This window comes from Scleromatobacter humisilvae (genome assembly GCF_023231945.1).
Taxonomy (GTDB): domain Bacteria; phylum Pseudomonadota; class Gammaproteobacteria; order Burkholderiales; family Burkholderiaceae_C; genus Scleromatobacter; species Scleromatobacter humisilvae.
This window is the reverse complement of sequence record NZ_JAJLJH010000001.1, coordinates 1,270,206-1,294,330: the sequence shown is the minus strand read 5'-3', so window position 1 is coordinate 1,294,330 and position 24,125 is coordinate 1,270,206. Positions and strand designations below refer to the sequence as shown.

The 24,125-nt window shown below is 70.5% G+C and carries 18 protein-coding genes; 15 read left to right on the top strand and 3 right to left on the bottom strand.

Annotated features, from left to right (window positions below; genetic code table 11):
• The first annotated feature begins 85 nt into the window (after nt 1-85).
• From LPC04_RS06225 to LPC04_RS06215, 3 genes are read left to right on the top strand one after another with little or no spacing between them, the layout of a single operon-like run.
• Entirely contained in the window at nt 86-1,300 is a 1,215-nt protein-coding gene (locus LPC04_RS06225) for a YbfB/YjiJ family MFS transporter (RefSeq protein ID WP_275681318.1), read from the top strand.
• A gap of 33 nt (nt 1,301-1,333) precedes the next feature.
• Nucleotides 1,334-1,531 (top strand): tautomerase family protein, encoded by a 198-nt coding sequence (locus tag LPC04_RS06220; protein ID WP_275681317.1) that lies wholly within the window; start codon nt 1,334-1,336, stop codon nt 1,529-1,531.
• 58 nt (nt 1,532-1,589) lie between these two features.
• Nucleotides 1,590-2,939, top strand: coding sequence for a TAXI family TRAP transporter solute-binding subunit (locus LPC04_RS06215; RefSeq protein ID WP_275681316.1), 1,350 nt, complete (start codon nt 1,590-1,592; stop codon nt 2,937-2,939).
• On the opposite strand, the gene LPC04_RS06210 is transcribed toward LPC04_RS06215, so the two are convergent.
• A complete protein-coding gene (locus LPC04_RS06210; protein WP_275681315.1) occupies nt 2,936-3,727 on the bottom strand; it encodes a helix-turn-helix domain-containing protein in 792 nt (263 codons plus the stop codon). The genes LPC04_RS06215 and LPC04_RS06210 overlap by 4 nt on opposite strands.
• A 183-nt stretch (nt 3,728-3,910) precedes the next feature.
• Here LPC04_RS06210 and LPC04_RS06205 point away from each other — a divergent pair, with 183 nt between their 5' ends.
• From LPC04_RS06205 to LPC04_RS06175, 7 genes are all read left to right on the top strand, one after another.
• The gene (locus LPC04_RS06205) at nt 3,911-4,309 is read left to right on the top strand and encodes a DUF3224 domain-containing protein (RefSeq protein ID WP_275681314.1); all 399 of its coding nucleotides are present in this window, start codon (nt 3,911-3,913) and stop codon (nt 4,307-4,309) included.
• Nucleotides 4,310-4,369: 60 nt separating this feature from the next.
• Nucleotides 4,370-5,218: an AraC family transcriptional regulator gene (locus LPC04_RS06200; protein WP_275681313.1), complete on the top strand. Its 849-nt coding sequence runs from the start codon at nt 4,370-4,372 to the stop codon at nt 5,216-5,218.
• A complete protein-coding gene (locus tag LPC04_RS06195) occupies nt 5,215-6,210 on the top strand; it encodes an alpha/beta hydrolase family protein (protein ID WP_275681312.1) in 996 nt (331 codons plus the stop codon). Before LPC04_RS06200 ends, LPC04_RS06195 begins: the two co-directional genes overlap by 4 nt.
• A 547-nt stretch (nt 6,211-6,757) precedes the next feature.
• Nucleotides 6,758-9,598 (top strand): TonB-dependent receptor domain-containing protein, encoded by a 2,841-nt coding sequence (locus LPC04_RS06190; protein WP_275681311.1) that lies wholly within the window; start codon nt 6,758-6,760, stop codon nt 9,596-9,598.
• Nucleotides 9,599-9,860: 262 nt separating this feature from the next.
• Nucleotides 9,861-10,940, top strand: coding sequence for a substrate-binding domain-containing protein (locus LPC04_RS06185; protein ID WP_420854699.1), 1,080 nt, complete (start codon nt 9,861-9,863; stop codon nt 10,938-10,940).
• Entirely contained in the window at nt 10,937-14,311 is a 3,375-nt protein-coding gene (locus LPC04_RS06180) for a hybrid sensor histidine kinase/response regulator (RefSeq protein WP_275681309.1), read from the top strand. The genes LPC04_RS06185 and LPC04_RS06180 overlap by 4 nt, the downstream gene beginning before the upstream one ends.
• Nucleotides 14,312-14,336: 25 nt before the next feature.
• Complete coding sequence (locus LPC04_RS06175) at nt 14,337-16,313, top strand: DUF1631 family protein (RefSeq protein ID WP_275681308.1); 1,977 nt, start codon at nt 14,337-14,339, stop codon at nt 16,311-16,313.
• A 6-nt stretch (nt 16,314-16,319) separates the two neighbouring features.
• On the opposite strand, the gene LPC04_RS06170 is transcribed toward LPC04_RS06175, so the two are convergent.
• The gene (locus LPC04_RS06170; protein WP_275681307.1) at nt 16,320-17,057 is read right to left on the bottom strand and encodes a glycosyltransferase family 2 protein; all 738 of its coding nucleotides are present in this window, start codon (nt 17,055-17,057) and stop codon (nt 16,320-16,322) included.
• A 173-nt stretch (nt 17,058-17,230) separates the two neighbouring features.
• Here LPC04_RS06170 and lplT point away from each other — a divergent pair, with 173 nt between their 5' ends.
• Nucleotides 17,231-18,442 (top strand): lysophospholipid transporter LplT, encoded by a 1,212-nt coding sequence (lplT, locus tag LPC04_RS06165; RefSeq protein ID WP_275681306.1) that lies wholly within the window; start codon nt 17,231-17,233, stop codon nt 18,440-18,442.
• On the opposite strand, the gene LPC04_RS06160 is transcribed toward lplT, so the two are convergent.
• On the bottom strand, nt 18,406-19,617 hold the full coding sequence (locus tag LPC04_RS06160) for a glycosyltransferase family 4 protein (protein ID WP_275681305.1): 1,212 nt from the start codon (nt 19,615-19,617) through the stop codon (nt 18,406-18,408). The genes lplT and LPC04_RS06160 overlap by 37 nt on opposite strands.
• 176 nt (nt 19,618-19,793) lie before the next feature.
• On the opposite strand from LPC04_RS06160, the gene LPC04_RS06155 reads away from it, so the two are divergent.
• From LPC04_RS06155 to LPC04_RS06140, 4 genes are read left to right on the top strand one after another with little or no spacing between them, the layout of a single operon-like run.
• Complete coding sequence (locus tag LPC04_RS06155) at nt 19,794-20,414, top strand: DUF962 domain-containing protein (protein WP_275681304.1); 621 nt, start codon at nt 19,794-19,796, stop codon at nt 20,412-20,414.
• 21 nt (nt 20,415-20,435) lie between these two features.
• Nucleotides 20,436-22,094, top strand: coding sequence for an aminotransferase class III-fold pyridoxal phosphate-dependent enzyme (locus LPC04_RS06150; protein ID WP_275681303.1), 1,659 nt, complete (start codon nt 20,436-20,438; stop codon nt 22,092-22,094).
• Nucleotides 22,095-22,118: 24 nt separating this feature from the next.
• Nucleotides 22,119-23,039, top strand: a complete 921-nt coding sequence (gene asd / locus LPC04_RS06145; RefSeq protein WP_275681302.1) for an archaetidylserine decarboxylase — start codon at nt 22,119-22,121, stop codon at nt 23,037-23,039.
• Nucleotides 23,036-23,959, top strand: a complete 924-nt coding sequence (locus LPC04_RS06140; protein WP_275681301.1) for a lysylphosphatidylglycerol synthase domain-containing protein — start codon at nt 23,036-23,038, stop codon at nt 23,957-23,959. Before asd ends, LPC04_RS06140 begins: the two co-directional genes overlap by 4 nt.
• Nucleotides 23,960-24,125 lie beyond the last annotated feature (166 nt).

Here is a 24,125-nt window from a genome sequence, read left to right as displayed (position 1 = left end):
TTCGGAGCATAGGCATTCACTCGCACGGCGGCAAACCATAGGATCGAACGACCGCGAATTGGTGCGGTCATTCGAAGGAAGCGCGATGTCGTCCGATGCCCTGCCACTCGTCTCCAAGGCCCCGGCGCGCGCGCTGGAGCCGTGGCGCGCGATGCTCGCCGGGCTCTGCGCGAGCCTGGTCGGCCTGGGCCTGGCGCGCTTTGCCTACACGCCGCTGCTGCCGGCGATCGTCGAGGCGCGCTGGTTCGGCGCGGCGGACGCGTCCTGGCTGGCGGCCGCCAATCTCGCCGGCTACCTGGCCGGCGCGCTGCTCGCCGCGCCGCTGTCCGCGCGCGCCTCGGCGCGATCGGTGCTGCGCGGCATGATGCTGCTGTCGACGCTGACGCTGCTCGCCTGCGCCTGGCCGATCGACTTCGCGTGGTTCTTCGCATGGCGTTTCCTCGCCGGTGTCGGCGGCGGCACGCTGATGGTGCTGGCCGCGCCGACGATCCTGCCGCACGTCGCGCCCGCGCGGCGTGGCCTCGCCAGCGGCGCGATCTTCATGGGCATCGGGCTGGGCATCGCCGCGTCGGGCTCGCTAGTGCCGCTGCTGCTGCGCCACGGACTGACCGCCACGTGGCTGGGACTCGGCGCGATGTCGCTGGCGTTGACGGTGCTCGCGTGGTCCGGCTGGCCCGAACCCGACGCGCCCGCGCCCGCAAAACGCGGGCACGCCGACCATCGCCTGCCGGCGGCGGCCCTGCGCGCGGTCTACGTCGAATACGCGTTGAACGCGGTGGGCCTGGTGCCGCACATGATCTACCTGGTCGACTTCGTCGCGCGGGGGCTCGGGCAGGGCCTCGCGGCCGGCGCGCACATGTGGGTGCTGTTCGGCCTCGGGGCCGTCGTGGGCCCGATCGCCGGCGGGCTCGTCGCCGACCGCACCGGGTTCCGCACCGCGCTGCGGCTGGCCTTCGTGCTGCAGGCCATCGCGGCGTGGCTGCCGGCCTTCGGCATGACCGGCGCCTGGCTCGCGATCTCGAGCGTCGTGATGGGCGCCTTCACGCCGGGCATCGTCGGCCTGGTGCTGGGGCGACTGCACGAGCTGCTGGTGCATCACCCGGCGTCGCACAAGCTCGCGTGGAGCCGCGCGACGACCGGCTTCGCGATCCTGCAGGCGGCTGCCGCATACGGCATGTCGTATCTGCTGGTGCGCAGCGGCGGCCATCACGCGCCGCTGTTCGCGGTGGGCGGCGCGGCGGTCGTGCTCGCGCTGGCCATCGACCTCGTCGCGCCGCGGCTGATCCGCCAGCCGGCCTGACCCGTTCAACTTCCTCCTCACTGAAAGTCCACCATGCCATTCGTCCACGTCCAGATCACCCGCGACGGCACCACCCGCGAACAGAAGGCGCAGGTCATCGCCGAGATCACCGAGACGCTGCAGCGCATCCTCGGCAAGGATCCGATCCTGACCCACATCGTCATCGACGAGATCGACACCGACAACTGGGGCTGGCAGGGCGAGACGACGACGGTGATCCGAAGTCGCTGACTTAAGATCGGCGCATGACCGCGCCGAGTTCGATCCTCCTCCTGCCCGGTGCCGCGCCGTGAGCGGCGCCCGCGACTCGTTCAAGGACGCGATGCGCACCCGCGTCGCGGTGATGGGCAAGGGCCTGCCGATCAGCATCGGCCTGCTGCTGGCGATCAGCCTGGTCGTGGGCGTGGTGGCCTTCGCGTTCCTGAATTCGGCGCCGCCGACCACGCTGACGATGGCCAGCGGCCCCGACGGCAGCGCGTTCCGCCTGAGCGCGGAGCAGTACCGCAAGATCCTGGCGCGCGAGGGCGTCACGCTGAAGGTGCTGCCGTCGCAGGGCTCGCGCGACAACCTCGCGCGCTTGTCCGATCCGAAGTCCAAGGTCGACGTCGGCTTCGTGGTCGGCGGCGAGAGCGCGGCCAGCGGCGTGTCGCATCTCGTGTCGCTGGGCAGCCTGTCGTACCAGCCGCTGATGATCTTCTATCGCGGCAAGCCCAAGGCGCTGCTGTCGGAGTTCAAGGGCGAGCGTCTCGACATCGGCCTCGAGGGCAGCGGCGCCTCGGCGCTCGCGCAGACGCTGCTCGACGCCAACGGCATCAAGGCCGGCGACGGCACGCAGGTCGGCCACCGCGATCCGCAGGCGTCGATCAAGGCGCTCCTGGCCGGCAAGATCGACGCGGTGTTCGCGATGAGCGACGCGACGCCCACCGCGCTGCTGCGCGAGCTGCTGCACGACGAGAACATCCACCTGTTCGGCTTCGTGCAGGCCGAGGGCTACACGCACCGCATCACCTACCTGAGCCGGCTGACGCTGCCGCGCGGCGCGATCGACTTCGGCGAGGACATCCCGGCCGAGGACGTCTCGCTGATCGCGCCGACGGTCGAACTCGTCGCGCGCGACAGCCTGCATCCCGCGTTGTCGGACCTGCTGCTCGAGGCCGCGCGCGAGGTGCACGGCCGGGCCGGGCTGTTCAAGAAGGCGGGGCAATTCCCGGCACCGCTCGAGCACGAGTTCGCCATCAGCGCCGACGCCACGCGCTACTACGCCTCGGGCCGCAGCTTCCTGTACCGCACGTTCCCGTTCTGGATCGCGAGCCTGATCGAACGCGTCATCGCGGTCGTCGTGCCCATCACCATCATCCTTGTGCCCGGCTTCAAGATCGCGCCGGCCATCTTCCGCTGGCGCGTGGTGTCGCGCATCTATCGCTGGTACGCGGTGCTGCAGCACATCGAGCACGACTCGGGCACGGGCCCGCTCGACGACGCGCGCTGCGGCGAACTGCTGCACCGGCTCGCGCACGTCGAGGCGACCGTGAGCCGGCTGCAGATCCCGCCGGCGTATGGCGACCTGCTGTACGGACTGCGCAGCCACATCGCGGTCGTGCGGGCGGGATTGCTCGAACGCTGCGTGAAGAAGAACTAGCCGCGCCGCATCGCCTGCGCGTACTCGCCGGGCGTGCGGCCGACGAGCTTGCGGAAGTCCGCGATGAAATGTGCCTGGTCGAAGTAGCCCAGATCCTGCGCCAGCGCGGCCCACGACACCGGCTGCCCCGCCTGCACGCGCGCGACGGCCTCGTGCATGCGGTAGCGGTTGATGACCCACTTCGGGCCGACGCCCACATGCTCGTTGAACAGCCGCTGCAGCGCGCGCAGGCTCATGTCGAAGCGGCGCGCGAGCGCGTCGGCCGAGTGCAGCTCGAGGTCGTCGGCCACGCTGTCGACGATGCGGCCGGCGAGCAGCGCGGTCGCGTCGGCGGGCGGCAGGCGCGCGCGCAGGAAGTCCGAGGCGAGGGCGGCCGCGGCGGCGTCGCCGTCGCAGGCCAGGACGGCGTCCAGCGCAGCCGCATCGGCGCCGAACAGTTCGGTCGCGCGGATCGTGCCGTCGGCGATCGTCGAGACCGCGCGGCCCAGCAGCGCGCGGAACGCGCCGGGCCGGAACTTGATGCCGAAGGCCGACGACCGGCCTTCGAGCACGCGCGTCCAGCGTCCCGTGTGCACGCCCCAGGCGGCGATCGTGCCGGGCTCGACGACGAGGTGCACGTTCGGATGCGGCAGCGTCTCCTGCACTTGCGGCGGCTGGCCCTCGAGGTTCCAGCGCACGCTCCAGAAATGCTCGATGCGGTCGGCGAGATCGTCCGGCGCCTCGAAGCGTCCATGCGCGAACTCGCCGACCGCGAGCCGGTGCAGCACGCCGCGCGGCTCGGGGCTCAACGGGCGTCGCGTTTTTCCAATCTGCGCCATGGGTTCGCTGCTTCAATGACTGCACGGCCGATGTCCGGCCGGCCCGAATTTCATGATGCCATGATGCGTTTCAAGATACTCGCCGCCACTGCCCTGTTTGCCGTCGCGAGCGCCTTCGGCGCCGACGCGGCATCCGTTGCCGAGGAGCATCCCGTGACTTCCCACACCGCCACCGGCCCGTTCGACGTCAAGCTCGCGCCCCAGCCGCTCAGCGACGTCGCCGAGCACAGCGGCCTCGGCCGCATGTCGATCGCCAAGCAGTTCCACGGCACGCTCGAGGCCTCGAGCGCCGGCGAGATGCTGGGCTGGCGCGACGCGTCGGGTTCCGGCGGCTACGTCGCGATGGAACGGGTGCGCGGCACGCTGGACGGCCGCGCCGGCAGCTTCCTGCTGCAGCACAGCTCGACGATGACCCGCGGCGAGCCGGCGCAGTCGATCACGGTCGTGCCGGACTCGGGCACCGGCGCGCTGGCCGGGCTGACCGGCCGCATGGTGGTCGACATCGCGCCGGGCGGGGCGCATTCGTATCGCTTCGAGTACGCGTTGCCGTGAGCATGCGGGTGCGCAAAGTCGGCTAAGTCTTTCCGCGCGGCGCGCGGCACACTCGCGTCCATGCCCTCCCGCTCCACCGACCAGGACTACCGCGCCCGCGTCGCCCGCGTCGTCGCGGCCATCGTCGCCGACCCGTTGGCCGAGCATCGGCTCGAGGACCTGGCCGCGCTCGCGCACTTCTCGCCGTTCCACTTCCATCGCGTCTACACGAGTGTCGTGGGCGAGAGCGTCAGCGCGACGATCCGCCGCGTGCGGCTCGCCCGCGCCGCGAGCCTGCTGGCGCAGGGCGGCGAGAGCATCACGCAGATCGGCCAGGCCGTCGGCTACGACAGCCCGCAGGCCTTCAGCCGCGCGTTCGGCCACTTCGCCGGCCAGTCGCCGCGCGCGTTCCAGCAGCGCCTGCAGGAAGGCGTCGAGCCGGCGCCGGGCCGCGAGGACGACGCGGGCGCGCCGCGCGTGCGCGTCGTCGAGCTGCCTGCGCGGCAGGTGCTGGCAATGCGGCATGCCGGCCCCGTCGCGACGATCCCGCATACCTGGCGACGTATGGAGCAGCGATTCGGCGAGCGGCCGATGGCGGACTGGCTGGGCTTGTCCGTCGGCGAGCCGGACGAGGCCGATGGTTTCGCGTACTACGTCGGCCTGGCTCCGCGCGAGGGCGATGTCCAGGATGCGACGCTCGAGATGCTGCAGGTGCCGGGCGGCACCTGGGCCCTGTACGAGCTGGCCGGCCCCTACACGCGCATCAACACCGCCTTCGACGCCATCCATTCGCACTGGATGCCCGGCAGCGGCTACGAGCCCGACCAGCGCCTCGCGCTCGAGCGCTACCTGAACTCGCCGCGCGACGCCGCGCCGGCCGATCTGCGCACCGAGCTCCTCGTTCCCATCCGACCCGCCGCCCGACCATGACCGTCGCCCGACTCCTCTCGCTCGCCGCCCTGTGCCTGGCCACGTCGCTGGCGCACGCCGCCGGCTTCGCCCTCATCGACGTGCCCGCCGACCGCGACGGCCCCGCGCTGCACGGCGCCGTCTGGACGCCGTGCGCCGCGGCGCCCGAGCCCATCGACGTCGGCGGCATGGTGGTGTCCGGCGTCCGCGACTGCGCCGTCGCCGGCGCGCGCCTGCCGCTGGTCGTGGTGTCGCACGGCACCGGCGGCTCGTTCCTCGGCCACCACGACACCGCCGAGGCCCTCGCGGACGCCGGCTTCGTCGTCGCGGCCATCAGCCACCCGGGCGACAACTACCAGGACCTGAGCCGCCAGCAGCACCTGTCGGCCTTCGCGACGCGTCCGGTCGACCTGCGGCGGCTGGTCGACTACATGCTGGCGGGCTGGGCCGGCCACGCGAGCATCGATGCCGACCGCGTCGGTGTCTTCGGCTTCTCGCGCGGCGGCTACACGGGACTCGTGGCGGCCGGCGCGGTGCCGGAGTTCGCGCTGCGCAAGGACCTGTGCCCGCCGTCCTCGACGTTCCCGATGTGCGAGGAATTCCGCCGCGGCGACCTCCCGCCCGCGCCCGTGCGCGACGCGCGCGTGAAGGCCGCGGTCATCGTCGATCCGTTGAGCGCCTTCGACGCGAAGGGCCTGAGGAGCGTGACGCTGCCGCTGCAGCTGTGGGCGTCCGAATTCGGCGGCGACGGCGTGACGCCCGCGAGCGTCACGGCGCTGCGGCGCGACCTGCCCGTCGCGCCGGACTGGCACGTGGCGACCGATGCGGCGCACTTCGCCTTCCTCACGCCGTGCCCGCCGTCGCTGGCCGACGCGTTGCCCGGGCTCTGTCGCGACAAGCCGGGCTTCGATCGCGTGGCCTTCCACGCGCGCTTCAACGCCGAGGTCGTCGCGTTCTTCAAGGCGCACCTCGCGCCGATCCGAGCCGCGCTCACGGTGATCACCGGCGGCTGAAGCGGAGCGGCGACCGGGCGGTCGAATACTCCCCGCGGCGACTGCTCGCCAGACCATCCGCGCGTCAACGGATTATATTTCCTCTGTATCGGAATCGCTCATCAAGAGCGTCGATGTTAAGAATATCCGGGTTGATGTCATTTCTGACACAGTCCGGCGAAACGAATTTGCTGCATATTGCTGGGACGGCGCTTGCGAAAACCGCGCGCCCGCACCGGCGCGGTGCGGCTTCGAGATCGCGCCGCGCGCGCCGGGCAGGGTGCTGTCGCAGGGGAATTCTGCCTCCGGCCTCCGCGTGGCGAACGCCGCGCGCACCAGCGTCGTGAATATCGGCGTCGCCGCGGTGCGGATTCTGGTGTCGACCTTGCGACCGAATTTCCCGGCTTGCTGACCGAAATGTCATTTTCGGTTGTCTGCGGGTCGCGACATCAGGGTTTGTCGTTGAGTGCGGTGCCGGCTTCCTGGAAAAAATGAAATACCGAAAGGGTGTCGACGCGAATCACGAGTTCGCGCGGCGAAATCTCACTTTCTCCCCGGAGCTGATTCCATGTTTCACCGTACCAAGATCTGCGGCGCGCTCGCGCTGGCATTCGGCCCGTTCCTGACGAACGCCGCCATCGCACAGGACGCCGCACCCGCCGCGCCCGACGCCCCGACCACCGTCCAGCGCGTCGAGATCACCGGTTCCGCCATCAAGCGCATCGCGATGGAAGGCGCGCTGCCGATCCAGACGATCACGAACGCCGACATCAAGAAGTCGGGCGTCACGTCGGTCACCGACCTGGTCCAGAACCTGCCCGCGATGCAGGGCTTCACGACCGCGACGCAGTCGGTCAACGGCGGCGGCGGCGGCAACACCACCGCGTCGATCCACGCGATCGGCGAGGCCTACACGCTGGTGCTGCTGAACGGCCACCGGATGGCGTCGTACACCACCGGCTCGGAGGTCAACCTCAACCAGATCCCGCTGGGCGCGGTCGACCACGTCGACGTGCTGACCGACGGCGCGTCCGCGCTCTACGGCGCCGACGCCATCGCCGGCGTCGTCAACATCATCACGAAGAAGGACACCACCGACGGCTCGATCGACCTGAGCGTCGACCATCCGTTCAAGGCCGGCGGGCAGAGCGCCACGGCATCGATCTCGAAAGGCTTCGGCGACCTGGACAAGGACCGCTACAACGTCTTCTTCTCCGCCACCTTCGACCACGAGTCGGCGCTGCAGGCGTCGCAGCGCTCGTTCTCGCGCGGCGGCGGCATCCTGAACTTCAAGGACAGCCACGGCGCGGAGAGCGTCAACCTGACCAGCGCCTACGCGCCCGCGGCCAACGTGTATGCCGACACGACCAGTGCCGGCGCCACGTCGCCCGACGGCTTCCTGTACTACAACCCGTCGCTGGCCGCCAACGGCTCGTGCACGGCCGCCGGCACCGTCAAGTCCGACACCGTCTGCAAGTTCAACTACGCCGCCACTGCGGAGGACATCCCGGCGACGCGCCGCGCGAACTTCCTGACCACCGGGCGCTTCAACCTCAACGACAAGGTCAGCCTGTTCGCCGAGGCGCTGGTCGGCGAGACCCGCACCGACGCCCTCTACGCCGCGCCGGCGCAGGCGTTCGCCCTGAACGCCAGCCAGATCGCGACCTACGTCACGCCGCAGCTGCCCGCGGGCACGACCTCCGAGAACGAGGTGGGCTACGTCCGCATGGTCGGCACCGGCGGCCGCAAGGACGGCTACGAGACGAAGACGCAGCACTTCGTGGTCGGCGCCGACGTGACGCTGGGCAAGTGGGATTCGACGTTCTCGTTCACGCACTCGCAGAGCCACATCTACGACATCGCCGAGGGCGGCTATGCGTCGGCGAACGCGATCAACGGGCTGATCGACAGCGGCGCCTACGATCCGTTCTCGGGCGACGCGCAGGCCAGCGTGCTGGCGCCCGCCGTGCTGCACCAGACCCTCGACCAGGACCGCTCGACGCTGGACGTGGCCTCGGCCCACACGTCGACGACGCTGGCCAAGCTGGGCGGCGGCGACCTGGCCTTCGCGACCGGCCTCGACCTGACGCGCCAGAAGTACACCGACCGTCCGAGCGACATCCTGATGGGCCCGAACGCGCTGCAGCCCGACTACACCGACACCTTGTTCGGCGGCAGCTCCGGCACGCTGCCGTTCGACTCGGCGCGCAACGCCTGGGGCGTGTTCGGCGAACTGGACGCGCCGATCACCAAGAAGCTGGAGCTCGACGCATCGGCCCGCTTCGACTCGTACAGCGCCGTCCACAACAAGGACGGCTTCGACGCCGCGGGCAACCCGATCGGCGCGGAGATCCAGGGCAAGAAGAGCTCGGCGACGACGTTCAAGCTGAGCAGCGCCTATCGCCCCGTCGACCAGCTGCTGCTGCGCGGCTCGTTCGGCACCGGCTTCAAGGTGCCGACCATCGGCAACGTCAGCAACCCGCTGGAGTTCTTCGGCGTCACGGGCGACGAGACCTGCTCCGCCAACGCGCCGGCCGGGCTTGCGCAGTATTGCCACAGCGGGCCGTTCGAGTACAACGAGCAGTCCGGCGGCAATCCGTCGACCGGGGCGGGCGCGCTCAAGCCCGAGCGCTCGCAGCAGTGGACGCTGGGCGCGCGCTTCGAACCGTCGTCGGCCTTCTCGTTCGGCGCCGACCTCTGGAATGTGCGCATCCACGACCAGATCAACACGATCACCGAGACGACGGCGTTCAAGGACATGGCCGCCTATGCGTACCTGTTCTCGGTCGTCAACGATCCGGCCACCGGCGCGCCCACGCTGACCTTCCTGTCGCAGCCGATCAACACCGGCAACGCGTTCTATCAGGGCATCGACTTCGACGGCGAAAGCCACATCGACACCCCGGTCGGCAAGCTGACGACGCGCGGCCACGTGACGTGGATGCTGCGCGCCGACTACCAGCAGCCGGGCAACGCCGGCTACGTCAACGACATGAACAAGGTCGGCCCCGACGGCCAGGTGACGTTCCGCTACCAGCTCAACGCGTCGACGTCGCTGCAGCAGGGCAAGTTCACCCACACGGTGACCTTCAACTTCAAGCCTGGCTACAAGGACGACTACACCGACTACTGCTTCAACTCGGCCACCGGCTTCGACGGCGACAGCAGCACCTGCTCGGCCGACAGCGGCAATCGGCGCGTGAGCTCGTACGCGACCTTCGACTTCCAGGAGAAGTACGACGTGAGCAAGGCGTTGTCGGTGACCGCGGGCATCAAGAACGTGTTCAACCGCAACCCGCCGTTCTCGCTGATCGACCAGCTCGAGGTCGGCAACGCGCGCGGCTACGACAGCCGCTACACGAACGCGCTGGGCCGCGTGTTCGCCGCGACCGCGACGTACAAGTTCTGACGCCTGGCCCGCGGGTGCCCGGTGCGAGCCGGGCGCCCGCCCTGTCGTTGTAGGGGGGAGGCTGCTCGACAATATCCCCAACGCGCACCGCCATTGGGCTACCATTTCGACGGAGGGATCCACCCTGCCTGGCCACTCAGTGGCGGCATGAACGCCGGCATTCGACTCCGGAACCGGGTCGTTGGAGAACAATGTGAAGGGCTTGCTCGTCCATTGGGCCTTGGCTTGCGTGCAATCGGTCGCCGTGGCGCAGGTTGTCGCGGTGACCCCGGTCTCCGGCGTATCCGCGGCCGACTCGTCCGATGCCGTCAAGGCCTACCTGGCGGATGCCAGGCGCGTCGTGGACACCGCCGCACGGGCCGGCGCCGCCTGGACGGGCCCGCGCAGCGGCCCGCGCGCCCAGCCCGGCAAGCGCATCGCGCTGGTCAACGAGGACCTGCGCAACGGCGGCATCCTTGCGGTCGACGAAGGCGTGCTCGAGGCGGCCAAGGTCATCGGCTGGAGCGTGAAGGTCTTCGACTCCGGCGGGACGCTCGAAGGGCGCAAGAAGATGCTGGCCGACGCGCTGGCCAGCCGGCCTGACGGCCTGATCATCTTCGGCGGCGACGCGCACGCGCTCGCGCCCTGGTTGAAGCCGTTCGCCGACGGCGGCATCCCCATCGTCGGCTGGCACGTGACGGCCCAGGCCGGCCCGGTGCCCGGCACGCCGGTGGCGATGAACGTGTCGACGGATCCGCTCGAGGTGGCGCGCGTCACGGCGCTGGCCGCGATCGTGCAGTCCGGCGGACACGCGGGGGTGGTGGTCTTCACCGACACCAACTACGAGCTGCCCATGGCCAAGGCGAACGCGATGGCCGCCGTGGTGCGCGGCTGCACCGGCTGCACCCTGCTCGAAGTGCGCGACGTGCCGATCTCGCGCAACGCCGAGCTGATGCCCGGCACGACACGGGAATTGCTGGCGCGCCACGGCAAGCGCTGGACGCACGCGCTCGCCATCAACGACATCTATTTCGACTACGCCGCGCCGGTACTCACGCAGGCGGCGCTGCCCAGCAACGCCCTGAGCATGCTTTCCGCGGGCGACGGCAGCGAGTCCGCCTTCCTGCGCATCCGCAAGGGCACGTTCCAGACCGGCACCGTGGCGGAGCCGCTCAACCTGCACGGCTGGCAGCTGGTGGACGAGATGAACCGCCTGTTCGCCGGCGAGCACGTGACGGGCACCGTGTTTCCGGTGCACCTCGTGACGGCGGAAAACATCGATGCGGACGGCGGCGATCGCCTGGTCTACGACCCGGCCAACGGCTACCGCGACATCTATCGGCGCATCTGGCAACGTCCGTGAAGCTGCCCATCCCCCAATCCCTCGCTGCCCAGTTCACGTTGGTGGTGTCGTGCCTGGCCGCCCTGGTGGCCGTCGTCGGCGCGACCACCATCTATTCGCTGTCCGGATCGGCCGTTGCGATCCGCCAGTTGGCCGACCAGCGGCTGGCGCGCCTGCAGGATGCGCAGGACCTGCAGCAGCACACGCTGAAGATCGAGCGCCTCGCGTTGCAACTGCCTGCCATCGCGAGCGTCGACGGCGTGCGCGACATGCATGCGCAGGTGATCGGGCACCTCGAGACCTTCGACCAGCTGGTCGCGCGCCTGGCCGGCGCCGCCGGCAGCGACGATGCCGACATGCTCGCCCTGCATCGGTCGAGCCAGCGCTTTCGCAATACCGTCAACATCGAGGCCCAGGCGCGCGAGAACGCGCTTCGCGCCGCGGCCGCGACGCCGCTGCCGCCCGGGTCGGCCGCCCCGGACGCCAGCCTGCCGCGCGAGGCCGAGGCGTTGGCGACGGCGGCCTACCAGCTGTCGAATTCGCTGACGCGGGACTATCGGGATGCAGTGCAGCAACTGGCCGCGGAATCGGACCGGACGCGTCGCTGGGTCGTCGGCGAGGTCACCGTCAGCCTGCTGCTGGCCTGGCTGATCGCTCGCGTGTTCCTCGGCCGGCATGTCGTGCGGCGGCTCCGCCGGGTCAGCCATGTGCTGCGCTACGGCGTCGGCGACCCGGTGCAGCCCGGCTTGCCGGTCCAGGGCGGCGACGAGATTGCCGACATGGCGCGCGCCGTCCAGCAGTTCCTCGAGGACCGCCGGCGGCGCGGCCTGGCCGAGGACGCGTTGCACGAGCTCAACCTCGAGCTCGAGGCCCGCGTCGCGCAACGCACGGCCGAACTCAGCGCGGCGCTCGCCGGCCAACGCGCCGAGATCGCCGATCGCCAGCAAGCGGAGGAGGCTGCGCGCGCCAGCGAGCATTTCCTCAACAACATCGTCGAGAACATGCCCGACATGGTCTTCGTCAAGGACGCGGCCACGCTGCGCTTCGTCCGCTTCAACAAGGCGGGCGAGCAGCTCCTGGGTTATCCCCGCGAGGAGTTCATCGGCAAGGACGTGCACGACATGTTCCCCAAGGACGAGGCCGACTTCTTCGCGCTGAAGGATCGCGCGGTGCTGGCGTCGCGCCAGATGGTCGACATCCCCGAGGAACCCGTCCACACGCGTCACGGCACGCGCGTCGTGCACACGATGAAGATCCCCATCCTCGACGTGCGCGGCGAGCCGCAATTCCTGCTGGGCATCTCGCGCGACATCACGGAGCAGAAGCGCGCCGACGAGGAGCTGCAGCGCCATCGCGAGCACCTGGAGGACATGATCCACGAGCGGACGGCCGAGCTCGTCGTGGCCAAGGAGCAGGCCGACGCCGCCAACCGGGCCAAGAGCGACTTCCTGGCCAACATGAGCCATGAGATCCGCACGCCGATGAATGCGATCCTGGGGATGTCGTATCTGGCCCTGCAGAGCGGGCTCGACTCGCAGCAGCTGCACTACGTCCAGCGCGTGCACGGCGCGGCCGAGTCGCTGCTGGGCATCATCAACGACATCCTGGACTTCTCGAAGATCGAGGCCGGCAAGCTGGACATCGAGGCCATCCCGTTCGATCTCGGCGACGTGCTGGACGGACTGGCGAACCTGGTGGGCATGAGCGCGGAGGAGAAGGGCATCGAGTTGCTGTTCATGCAGCCGCCGCAACTGCCCATGGCGCTCGTGGGCGATCCGTCGCGCCTGCGCCAGGTGCTGCTCAACCTCGGCTACAACGCCGTCAAGTTCACCGAGCGTGGCGAGGTGACCGTCGGCGTCGAGGTCGTCGAGCGAACGGACGTGTCGGCCTGGCTGCGCTTCGAGGTTCGCGACACGGGCATCGGCATGACGCCCGCGCAGCAGGGCCGCCTGTTCCAGCCGTTCTCGCAGGCCGATGCCTCCACCAGCCGCCGCTACGGCGGCACGGGCCTCGGACTGGCGATCAGCCGCCACCTGGTGCGCCTGATGGGCGGCGAGATCGCGGTGGAGAGCACGCACGGCGCGGGCAGCCGCTTCCACTTCTGCCTGCGCTTCGACCTGCAGGCCGGGCACGACGAGGCGCAGCTGTGCGGCCATCCGGACTTGCAGGGCAGCCGCTTGCTGATCGTCGACGACAACGCCGGCGCCCGCGAGGTGCTCGCCGCGATGAGCCGCGCGCTCGGCCTGCGACCCGACACCGCCGTCGATGGCGAGGACGCGTTGCGCAAGGTCGCGATCGCCGACGCCGGCGACGAACCGTACCGGGCGATGCTGCTCGACTGGAGAATGCCCGGCATCGACGGCGTCGAGTGTGCGTACCTGCTGCAACGGCGCGATGGCGCGCGCCACCCGACGCCCACGGTGCTGATGCTGACGGCGTTCAATCGCGACGATGTGCAGAGGCAACTCGCCGAGCGCAAGCTGAGCGTCGGCGCGCTGCTCATCAAGCCGGTCACGCCGTCGACGCTGTTCGATGCCTGCGCCGCCGCGCTGGGCGTGACGGTGCTTCGACAGCGGCGCTCGGCGAAGCGGGAAGAGGCCATGCTCGATCACCAGGAGCGCCTTCGCGGCGCGCACGTGCTGCTGGTGGAGGACAACGCCATCAACCGCGAGATCTCGCTGACGGTGCTGAGCCGCGCGGGGATCGTCGTCGACGTGGCCTGCGACGGCCGGGAGGCGCTGGGGATGCTGGATAGCCAGCGCTTCGACGGCGTCCTGATGGACTGCCAGATGCCGGTCATGGATGGCTACGCGGCGACACGCGCCCTGCGTGCGCAGGCGCGCTGGCGCGACCTGCCGGTCATCGCGATGACGGCGAACGCGATGGTCGGCGATCGGGACAAGGCCTTGGCCGCCGGGATGAACGACCACATCGCCAAGCCGATCAACGTCGAGGAGATGTTCGCCACGCTGGCGCGCTGGATCCGGCCGCCCGCCGCGGCTGCACGCCCGGCGCCCGACCCGGCCGGCGACGACTCGCGCGGCCATGCGCTGGCGGAATTGGCTGGCATCGACAGCCGTGCCGGCGTTGCCGCCATGATGGGCGACAGCGCGTTGTACGTCCACTTGCTGCGGATGTTCCGCGACCGCGAGCGGAACTTCGCGGAGCGCTTCCGAGCCGCGCGCTCGCGCGGCGACGCCGCGACCGCGATGCGCATGGCGCACGACCTGAAGAGCGTGAGCGGATCGCTCGCCGTCCCGGACGTGCACCGGGCCGCCGACGCGCTCGAACGCGCCTGCATCGGAGGCGACGACGACGCGCGCATCGAGGCGCTGCTGCAGGACGTCGATCGTCCGCTCGCCCCGGTCGTCGCGCAATTGGACAGGCTCTGAACGCGCTTGTTCTAAGATCTCTCGCGTGACCAAGACCGCCTACGAACGACACCTGGAACGCGCGCATTCGCTGATGTCGCGCCGCGTGCGCAGCGGCGCGTCGGGGCTGGGCGCGGAGATCACCAGCGCGCCGGTCGCCAACGCGGCGCTCCGCGCGTTGCGCGGCGAGGTCGCGGCCGCGATCGCGCGGCAGCACGCGCAGTTCTCCGCCGCGTTCGCCGATGCCTTGCTGCAGGCGTTCACCGAGTTCACGCAGCCGCCGGCCGCGAAGGCGCCGGGGCAGTGGCTGGATCTCGGCTCGTTCGAGATCATGGACGAGTCGCGCATCCAGGACGAGATCGAGGTCGCGCAGGTCGTGCGCATCCTGGACGAGGACTGCGCGGTCGAACTGCGCCGGCTGATCAAGTTCGAGGCGGCGCTGCGGCGCCACGAGGGGGTGCGCGTCGCGGCCTCGCCGATCGGGCCGCCGTGCCTGGCGCGCGCGCTGTGGACGGCGTCCGAAGGCCTGGGCGTGGGCGCGCCGGTGCGGGCCGAGCTGGTGCGCAGCATGGCGCGCTGGCTGGCGCCGCGCCTGAACGAGATCTACGCCGCGGTGCGCCAGGCCGGCTTCGCCGACGCGTCGCACCTGGAAGCTGCCGATCGCGCCGCGGATGTCGCCGACGAGGCCGTCAGCGCGGCCCGGCCCACCGGCTTCGACGTCACGCGGCCCGGCGCGCTGTTCGAGCTGATGGACCTGGACGAGCAGCGCCCGGTCTTCGAGGCGTCGACCGCGCCGCTGCCGTTCGCGCACGTCGCCGACACGCTGCCGATGCCGCTCGACGGCGACGACACGCGCCTGCCCGGCCTGATCCACAGCCACCGCGAGGAACTCGCCGCGCTGCAGGACGCCACCAGCGCGCGCCTGGGCGTCGCGCTGATCGGCCACCTGTTCGTGCAGATCGTTGCCGATCCCGCGCTGTCCAACGACGCGCGCGAGTGGATCGCCCGCCTGCAGCCCGTCGTCGTGCGGCTGGCCACGCAGGACGCGACGCTGCTGCAGTCGCACCGGCATCCGGCGTGGACGCTGGTCAACCGCATCGTCACGCACATGCGCGCCGACAAGGACGCGCCGGCGCCGGAGTTCACGCAGTGGCTGGCGGATTCGGTGGCGCAGGTGTCGGCCGAGCCGTCGACTGCCCACTTCCAGGCCGCCGTCGACCGCCTCGCGCAATGGCAGCGCAAGCAGGCGCAGAAGCGGCTGACCTCGGTCGAGGGTGCGCTGGACCTGCTGCGCCGCAATGCGTCGCTCGAGGAACTGGTCGGCCAGGCGCGGGCCCGTCTTCAACGCAAGCTCGACTCGGCGCAGCCGCCGTCCAAGACCCGCCGCTTCATCCTCACGCTGTGGTCGCTGGTGGTCGCGCAGGAGTGGACGACGCTGCCCGTGGAGGCGCGACGCAACTCGCCCGCGATGGACACCGCCGTCGACATCATCTGGTCCACCGACGCGGCCCGCTCGCGCGCGGACGCGTCGACGCTCGTCGCGATGATCCCGGAGCTCGTCGAGCGCGTGACTGCCGGCATGGCCACGGTCAAGCTGTCCGACGCGATGAGGAAGGCCTGGCTCGACCAGATCGCCGCGATCCACCTGCACGCGATGCGTCGGCCGGAAGGCGCGGAAGCCGCCGGCGGCCCGGTGACGGTCGACCTCGAGCTCGACGACGAGCTGCCGCCCGCGCCGCCGCCGCCCGCGCCGGAGCCGGCGCCCGATGCATCGTCGCCGCTGGCCAACCTGCAGGTCGGCGACACGATCTCGCTGCAGCTGCACGGCGAATGGACCGACCTGCAGCTGCTCTGGACGAGCGACAACGGCTACTTCCTGCTGTTCGCCGGAAGCGGCGAGGCCTCGCGCAGCTTCACGCGCAAGGCGCTGGAGAAGATGGTCGCGCAGGGCCTGCTGCGTGCCGCCGATGCGAACTCGGCGCTGCAGCGCGCCGGCGACAAGATCATCCGCGGCCGGCAGTAGCGCGCGTCAGGGTTCCTGCAGCGCGGGGCGCGGCTCGGCCGGCGTGCGCAGCAGCGCCAGGTGCAGCGTCTGGGTCAGCAGCTCGAGCGGATAGACGGCGTCGATCAGGTCGAAGACCATGCGCCACTCGGCGCGCACGCCGCGCCACCAGCCGAGCTTCTCCGCCTTGCGCGCCTGCGTCACCGTGCGCCAGTTCGCGATCGCCACCGGCAGCCGCGCGGCGATGATGCGCTTGTTCATGAACACCTCGATGCCGAAGCGCGGCAGCGCGTGGATGTCCTCCAGCACGTCGGCGAGCAGGGCCTTGTCGACCACGCGTTCGCCCGACACGAAGTCGATGCCCGCCCAGCGGAAGATGGCCAGGCTGTTGCGGCGCAGGCTCATGCTGACCGCGGCGCGGCCTTCGAGCACGGGCGTGGCGAGCGACACGAGGTCCTCGGCACGCAGGCCCTTCAGGTCGGCGTCGAGCAGCATCAGCAGGCCGTGGCGCGCGGCCGCGACGCCGGTGGCAACCGCCTTGCTCTTGCCCTGGTTCTTCTCGTGCGAGATGAGCCGCACGTCGGCGAAGCGCGCCACGACCTGGGCGGTGTCGTCGCTCGAACCGTCATCGACGACGATCACTTCCGCGACCAGCGGGTGACCCGCGGCCACCTCCAGCACGGCGCCGATGCGCGGGCCTTCGTTGAAGGCGCAGATGATGCAGCTGATGCGCGGCGCGACGGCATGTGACGGATTGGCGATCATTCGTTGAAGACGGACCGTGGTGGAGTCACGCGCGACTATCGGCGGGCTTCGTGACAGCGTCGAGGCAAGGACCGTTCGCAGGCCTGTCGCGAGCCTGTCATGTCGACGTCACGACCCCATCACGCGCATCGCGCATGCTCGCCAGCTGTCTCCAGCCCGAGTGCCCGCCCGCGATGCCCGCTTCCTTCCTGTTGTTGCTGGCCGCCCAGTTCGCCTCGGCCCTCGCGGACAACGCGCTGCTGATCGTCACGATCGATCTCCTGCAGCGGCGGGCGATGCCCGGCTGGCTCGCACCGTTGCTGAAGGTGGCCTTCATCGCCGCCTACGTGCTGCTGGCGCCGTTCGTCGGGCCGCTGGCGGACACGTTCCGCAAGGCACGGCTGATGTCGTGCATGAACGGCGTCAAGATCTGCGGGGTGCTCGCGCTGGTGGCCGGCGCGCATCCCGTGACGGCCTTCCTCATCGTCGGCCTCGGCGCGGCGGCCTACGCGCCGGCCAAGTACGGCCTCGCGACCGAGCTGGTGCGGCCCGACCAGCTCGTCGAGGCCAACGCGTGGATCGAGACGGCCGCCGTCACCGCCGTGCTGCTGGGCACCGGGCTCGGCGGCTTTCTCGTCGCGCCGCGGCTGGGCGGGATCGCGCCGCTGCTGATCCTGCTCGGCGTGTACCTGCTGGCCGGCGCGCTCAATCTCGGCGTGGCCGACAGCGGCATACGGCACGACGTATCGCTGCGGCCGCGAACGATGCTGGTCGAGTTCGTGCGCGCCAACCGCAGGCTGTGGGGCGATCCGGACGGCGGGATGTCGCTGGCCGTCACCACGATCTTCTGGGGCGTCGGCGCGACGCTGCAGTTCGCGGTGCTGCGCTGGGCACGCGAGACGATGCACCTGTCGCTCGCGCACGCCTCGTTCCTGCAGGCCGCGGTGGCCGTGGGTGTCGTCGCGGGCGCGGTGGCCGCGGGACGCTGGGTGCCGCTCGCCCACGCCAGGCGCATGCTCTGGGCGGGCGTGCTGTTCGGCGTGCTGATGACGGCCGTCCCGTTCGTCGACGACCTGGTGCCCGCGACGCTGCTGCTGATCGTGGTCGGCGGCGTCGGCGGGCTGATGGTGGTGCCGCTGAACGCGCTGCTGCAGGATCGTGGCAACACGCTGCTCAGCGCGGGCCGCTCGATCGCGGTGCAGGGCGCCAACGAGAACGCGAGCGTGCTCGCCTGCCTGGGCGTCTACTCGCTGCTGGTGGCCATCGACGTGCCGCTGGCCGCGTTGATGGCCGGGCTCGGCGTGGGCGTGGCCGCCGCGCTGGGCCTGTTGCTGATGCAGCAGCGCTGGCGCGAGCGCCGCGCCGCGGTTCACACGGACGAGTGGCGCGCCGGCGCGAAGGCGTAGTCCTGCACCGGCTCGACCGCGCGCATCACCGAGGCCATCACGCCCTCGACCTGCGCGGCGATGCTGTCCCAGTCGAGCGCCATCACGCTGGTGCGCGCCCGCGTGCCGAGCACGCGGCAGTGCGCCAGGTCGGCGGCGACGCGCGCGGCGCGGGCGACGAACGCGGCATTGTCGTTGAACGACACGAGCGCGCCGCTGACGCCGTCCTCGATCACGCGCTGCGCGGCGGCGTAGTCGAACGCGACCACCGCGAGGCCGCTGGCCATCGCCTCGGTCGTGACATTGCCGAAGGTCTCGGTGACGCTCGGGAACAGGAACAGGTCGGCCGACGCGTAGTGCGCCGCAAGGTCGTCGCCGATGCGCTGGCCGGCGAAGATCGCGTCGGGGCAGCGCGCCTGCAGTTCCTTGCGCATGGGGCCGTCGCCCACCAGCACCAGCCTGGCGCGCGGCTGCTGGCGGCGGATGGCCTCGAAGGCGGACACGAGCGTCGCCAGGTTCTTCTCGGGCGCGAGGCGGCCGACGCAGGTGACGACCAGGTCGTCCGGCGCCGCGCCCCACTGCGCGCGCAGCGCCTCGCTGCGATGCGCGGTGTCGAAGCGGCGCACGTCCACGCCGCGCGCCACCGTCAGCAGGTTGTGGAAGCCTTCCTTGGCGAGGTCGTCGTGCAGCGCCTGCGTCGGCACCATCGTGCACTGCGTCGCGTTGTGGAAGCGGCGCAGGTAGCCGATGATGGGCCCGCGCAGGAAGCCGAAGCCGTAGTGCTGGCTGTACGCGTGGAAGTTGGTGCGGAACTCGGAGCACACCGGCAGGCCGAGGCGGCGGGCGGCCAGCAGCGCGGAGCGGCCGAGCGGGCCCTCGGTGGCGATGTGCACGACGTCGGGGCGGTGCTTCTTCCACAGCTTCACGAGCCTGCCCATGCACGGCAGGCCCATGCGCAGGCCCGCGTAGCGCGGGATCGGCACGCCGTGCACGAGGACGTCGCCCTGGCCGTCCGCCGAGCTCGCGCCGACCTCGCTCTTCTGGCGCGGACGCACCACCTGCACCGCGTGATGCCGGGCCCGCAGGCTCTGCACGAGGCGCGCGACGGTCATCGCGACACCGTTGACCTCGGGCGGATAGGTCTCCGTCACGCAGGCGATTCGCAGGGGCCGCGGGAGGCCGGATTGAATGTCCACGAGGAACCTTCGGTTGGTTGCGGTCGCGGTCGATGATGACAACGGCAAGCAACAGATCGATGACAGTTCCGCGTCAATTCGACGCATCAACGGACACGGCCCTTTCATATTTCGGCGTCACCATCCTGTCACGCCGCGCAGGCTCCTGGCCGCGAGCGAACCTCGAGAGGAACACCGTGAACAACTTCATGCAAACGCTGCGCACGCTGCGCTGGGACGACCACCGCTTCTACCATCACAGCACGATCAACCAGAGCCTGCACTTCATCAGCGCGATCACGTTCTGCGTCTCGTATGCGCTGCTGTTCGTGAACCCGGCGGCCGCCGCGATCCTCGCGTGGACCGTGTCGATGACGACGCGCCAGGCCGGCCACTTCTTCTTCGAGCCGCGCGGCTACGACGACGTCAACCAGGTCTCGGACGACTACAAGGAAGAGGTCAAGGCCGGCTACAACATCCGCCGCAAGATCGTGCTGATGGCGATCTGGGTCGCGATCCCGGCCGCGCTGTGGTTCGCGCCGTCGCTCGGCGGCCTGATCCAGCCGCACACCGACGTCCGCGGCTTCCTGCACGACGTGGGCATCGCCTGGCTGTCGCAGGGCGCGGCCGGCCTGGCGGTGCGCGTCATCCAGCTGTGCATCACGCGCAACGTCACCGAAGGCCTGGCCTGGGGCTTCAAGATCATCACCGACCCGGTGATGGACATCGTGCTGTATCACAAGGCCCCGCTCAAGCTGATGCGCGGCCAGATGATCTCGTCGGTGGCGTCGCCGACGATGCCGACGGCCGCGCACTGACACGCCACGCGCAAGCGATACATGGAACCCACCACCCTCGCCCTCTCCGCGTTGATGCTCGCCGCGCTGGCCGTGATGGCTCCGCGCGCCTGGCGTCGCCTCGATCTCTCGCGTGCCAAGCACCGCTCGCTGACCGGCCACTCGAAGATGGCCAAGCGCGTCGCCGGCCTGCTGCCCGGCTACGCGTACGACGAGGCGCGCTTCTTCGGCTCGGACGGCGCCCCGGACGAGTTCCAGCGCCGGCGCCGCGCCGGCTTCGACAAGCTGGTCGCGCTCTACACCGAGCGATTCCCGAAGAGCGCCGCGCTCACCGCCCAGGCCAGCACCGGCATCTCCGACCTGCAGTTCACCGGCAGCTACCGCGTGCCGTTCCAGTACAGCCCGTACCTGCGCAAGCACCTGAAGACGGGCAGCTTCCTGCAGTCCTCGTCGGGCGTCACCGTGCAGGATCTCGACGGCAACACGCTGTATGACCTGACCGGTTCGTACGGCGTCAACCTGTTCGGCGTCGACTTCTACAAGGAATGCATCGCCGAGGGCGCCGCGCGCGTCGCCGACCTGGGGCCGGTGCTCGGCGCCTACCACCCGGTGCTGCTGGACAACGTGCGCCACCTGCAGCGCATCTCCGGGCTCGACGAGGTGTCGTTCCACATGTCGGGCACCGAGGCCGTCATGCAGGCCGTGCGCCTGGCCCGCTACCACACGAAGAAGAAGTACCTCGTGCGATTCTGCGGCGCGTACCACGGCTGGTGGGAGGACGTGCAGCCCGGCCCCGGCAACCCGCTGCCGCCGCGCGAGACCTACACGCTCGAAGAGATGAAGGCCGAGACGCTGAAGGTGCTGCGCACGCGCAAGGACATCGCCTGCGTGCTGGTCAACCCGCTGCAGGCGCTGCATCCGAACGCCGCGGCGCCGGGCGACTCGTCGCTGGTCGACAGCGGCCGCCGCGCGAAGTTCGACCGCGCGGCGTACACCGAGTGGCTGAAAGCATTGCGCCAGGTCTGCACCGAGCGCGGCATCGTGCTGATCTTCGACGAGATCTTCATCGGCTTCCGCCTCGCGCCCGGCGGCGCGCAGGAGTACTTCGGCATCGAGGCCGACATGGTGACCTACGGCAAGTCGCTGGGCGGCGGCCTGCCGGTGGGCGTGGTCTGCGGCAGGCGCCAGCTGATGAAGCGCTTCCGCGAGGACCGGCCCGCCGACATCTGCTTCGCCCGCGGCACCTTCAACTCGCACCCGTACGTGATGGGCGCGATGAACGTGTTCCTCGAGCGGCTCGAGAGTGCCGACGTCAAGGCCATGTACGACGGCGTCGACGAGCGCTGGAACCGGCGCAGTGCCCGCTTCAACGAACGCCTTTCCTCCGCCGGCGTGCCGGTGCGCGTGGCCAACATCCAGTCGATCTGGACGGTGCTGTACGAGCAGCCGTCGCGCTACAACTGGATGCTGCAGTTCTACCTGCGCGCGCACGGGCTGGCGCTCAGCTGGGTGGGCACGGGGCGCCTGATCTTCAGCCTGAACTATGGCGACGCCGACTTCGACGCGGTGCTCGACCGCTTCGTCGCCGCGGCCGTCCAGATGCAGGCGGACGGCTGGTGGTGGAACGATCCCGCGCAGAGCAACCGCACCATCCGGCGCGGCCTGCTGCGGGAGATGCTGCGTCAACGCTTCAGCAACTGAGAGCGGCGGGTTGATCGAAAGTCGATGAAAAAACAATTCCGGCGCCTGCTCGCCCAAGAAGACCTGAACTTCCTGCTCACCAACCGCGTGCCGCGCATCGCGCTGACGCACTTCATGGGCAAGTTCAGCAAGATCCGCAACCCGATCGTCAGCAAGGCCTCGATCGGCATGTGGAAGCTGTTCACCGACCTCGACCTCAGCGACGCCCGCACGCGCAAGTTCCGCTCGATGCACGACTGCTTCACGCGCGAGCTGATGCCGGGCGCGCGCGTGGTCGATCCCGATCCGAACGTGCTCACGTCGCCCTGCGACGCCATCGTCGGCGCGTGCGGTGCGGTGGCCGGCACCACGGTGTTCCAGGCCAAGGGCTTCCCGTACAAGATGGAGGAGCTGTTCGGCCCGGGCACCGACGCGACGCCGTTCCGCGACGGCCGCTTCATCACGCTGCGGCTGACGTCGGCGATGTACCACCGCTTCCACGCGCCGCACGACGTCGACGTGAGCCACGTGAGCTACATCACCGGCGACACCTGGAACGTCAACCCGATCGCGCTCAAGCGCGTCGAGAAGCTGTTCTGCCGCAACGAGCGCGCCGTGCTCAGCGCGCGCCTGCGCCGCGGCAACCATCCGATCGCCATCGTGCCGGTGGCGGCCATCCTCGTCGCAAGCATCCGGCTGAAGTTCACCGACGTGCTGCTGCACCTGAAGTACCGCGGCCCCAACGAGATTCCCGTCGACGCGCGCTTCGGCAAGGGCGACGAGATGGGCGGCTTCCAGCACGGCTCGACCATCATCCTGTTCGTGCCGCCCGGCTTCGAGTTCGTCGACGGCATCGCCACCGGCACGCGCATCCGCATGGGGCAGGCGCTGATGCGGCTGCCGGTGCAGCAGCCCGCGGCCGCGGACGCCGATTCGCGCGAGGCGCTGGAGCAGGTGAGCGCGTGACGCGTGCGGCCGCGGCCGCGCTCGCGCGTCGCGCGGGCGTGGCGCTCGCGCTCGTGCTGGCGGCCCTCGCGCTCGACTTCGTCTTCCGCGACCTGAGCCTCGCCGAGCTCGCGGCGGCCGTGCGGCGCCAGCCGACGTGGCACATCCTCGCGTGCCTGGCGCTGACGCTCGCCAGCTTCGGCTGCCTCGCGCTTCACGACCTCGTGGGCCTGCGCGTGGCCGCGCCCGGCCGCGTGCGCGCGCGGCTCGCGTTGCTGGCGGGCGCGTCCAGCGCGGCCATCGCCAACACGCTCGGCTTCCACGCGGTGTCGGGCTCGGCCGTGCGCGCGCATCTCTACCTGCCGGCGGGCCTGAGCGGCGGCGAAGTGGCGCGCGTCGTGTCGATGTCGTGGCTGTCGCTGGTGGCGGGCAACATGACGATGCTGGCCGGCGCCGAGCTGGTCGAGGCCGCGACCGGCGCCGACCCCGCCTGGCACGCGATGCTGGGCCTCGTGCTGGAGGGGCTCATGCTGCTGTGGCTGTGGTGGCTGTCGCGCGGCCCGCGCGAGCTCGCGCTCGGGCGCTTTCGCCTGAAGATGCCGCCCGCCTCGATGGCGCTGAGCCTGATGCTGCTGGGTGCGGTCGAGAGCGGCACCGCGATCGCCGCGCTCTACATCCTGCTGCCGGCCGACCTCGCGCCGCCGTTCGACATCTTCGCGGTCGGCTGCATCGCGGCCGTGATACTGGGTGTGGTATCGCACGCGCCCGGCGGCCTGGGCGTGTTCGAGGCGAGCATGACGGCGATCCTCTCGGGCCGCGGCCGGCCCGACCTGCTGGCCGCGCTGCTGCTCTATCGCCTGCTCTACAACCTGCTGCCGTTTGCGCTGGCGGTGCTGGCGCTGGGGCTGCGCTCGGGCCGGAGGACGTTCGGCCGCGCGTGAGGACGCCGCTCATTTCAGCGGTTGGAGGCGAAGCGCGGCGCGATCCGCTGCGATCCCGGTCCGCTGCCGACGAAGACGGCGCGCCGGTTGGCGGCGAGACGGCCCAGCCCGTCACTTCGAGCAGCGGCGATTGCGGCTCCTAGCCCGCGAGGCCGGCGGCCAGGCG

Coding starts and splice junctions, on each gene's coding strand:
- LPC04_RS06170 (WP_275681307.1), bottom strand. CDS start 17,057: ATGATCGCCAATCCGTCACATGCCGTCGCGCCGCGCATCAGCTGCATC.
- LPC04_RS06150 (WP_275681303.1), top strand. CDS start 20,436: ATGGAACCCACCACCCTCGCCCTCTCCGCGTTGATGCTCGCCGCGCTG.
- LPC04_RS06225 (WP_275681318.1), top strand. CDS start 86: ATGTCGTCCGATGCCCTGCCACTCGTCTCCAAGGCCCCGGCGCGCGCG.
- LPC04_RS06195 (WP_275681312.1), top strand. CDS start 5,215: ATGACCGTCGCCCGACTCCTCTCGCTCGCCGCCCTGTGCCTGGCCACG.
- asd (WP_275681302.1), top strand. CDS start 22,119: ATGAAAAAACAATTCCGGCGCCTGCTCGCCCAAGAAGACCTGAACTTC.
- LPC04_RS06190 (WP_275681311.1), top strand. CDS start 6,758: ATGTTTCACCGTACCAAGATCTGCGGCGCGCTCGCGCTGGCATTCGGC.
- LPC04_RS06220 (WP_275681317.1), top strand. CDS start 1,334: ATGCCATTCGTCCACGTCCAGATCACCCGCGACGGCACCACCCGCGAA.
- LPC04_RS06200 (WP_275681313.1), top strand. CDS start 4,370: ATGCCCTCCCGCTCCACCGACCAGGACTACCGCGCCCGCGTCGCCCGC.
- lplT (WP_275681306.1), top strand. CDS start 17,231: ATGCCCGCTTCCTTCCTGTTGTTGCTGGCCGCCCAGTTCGCCTCGGCC.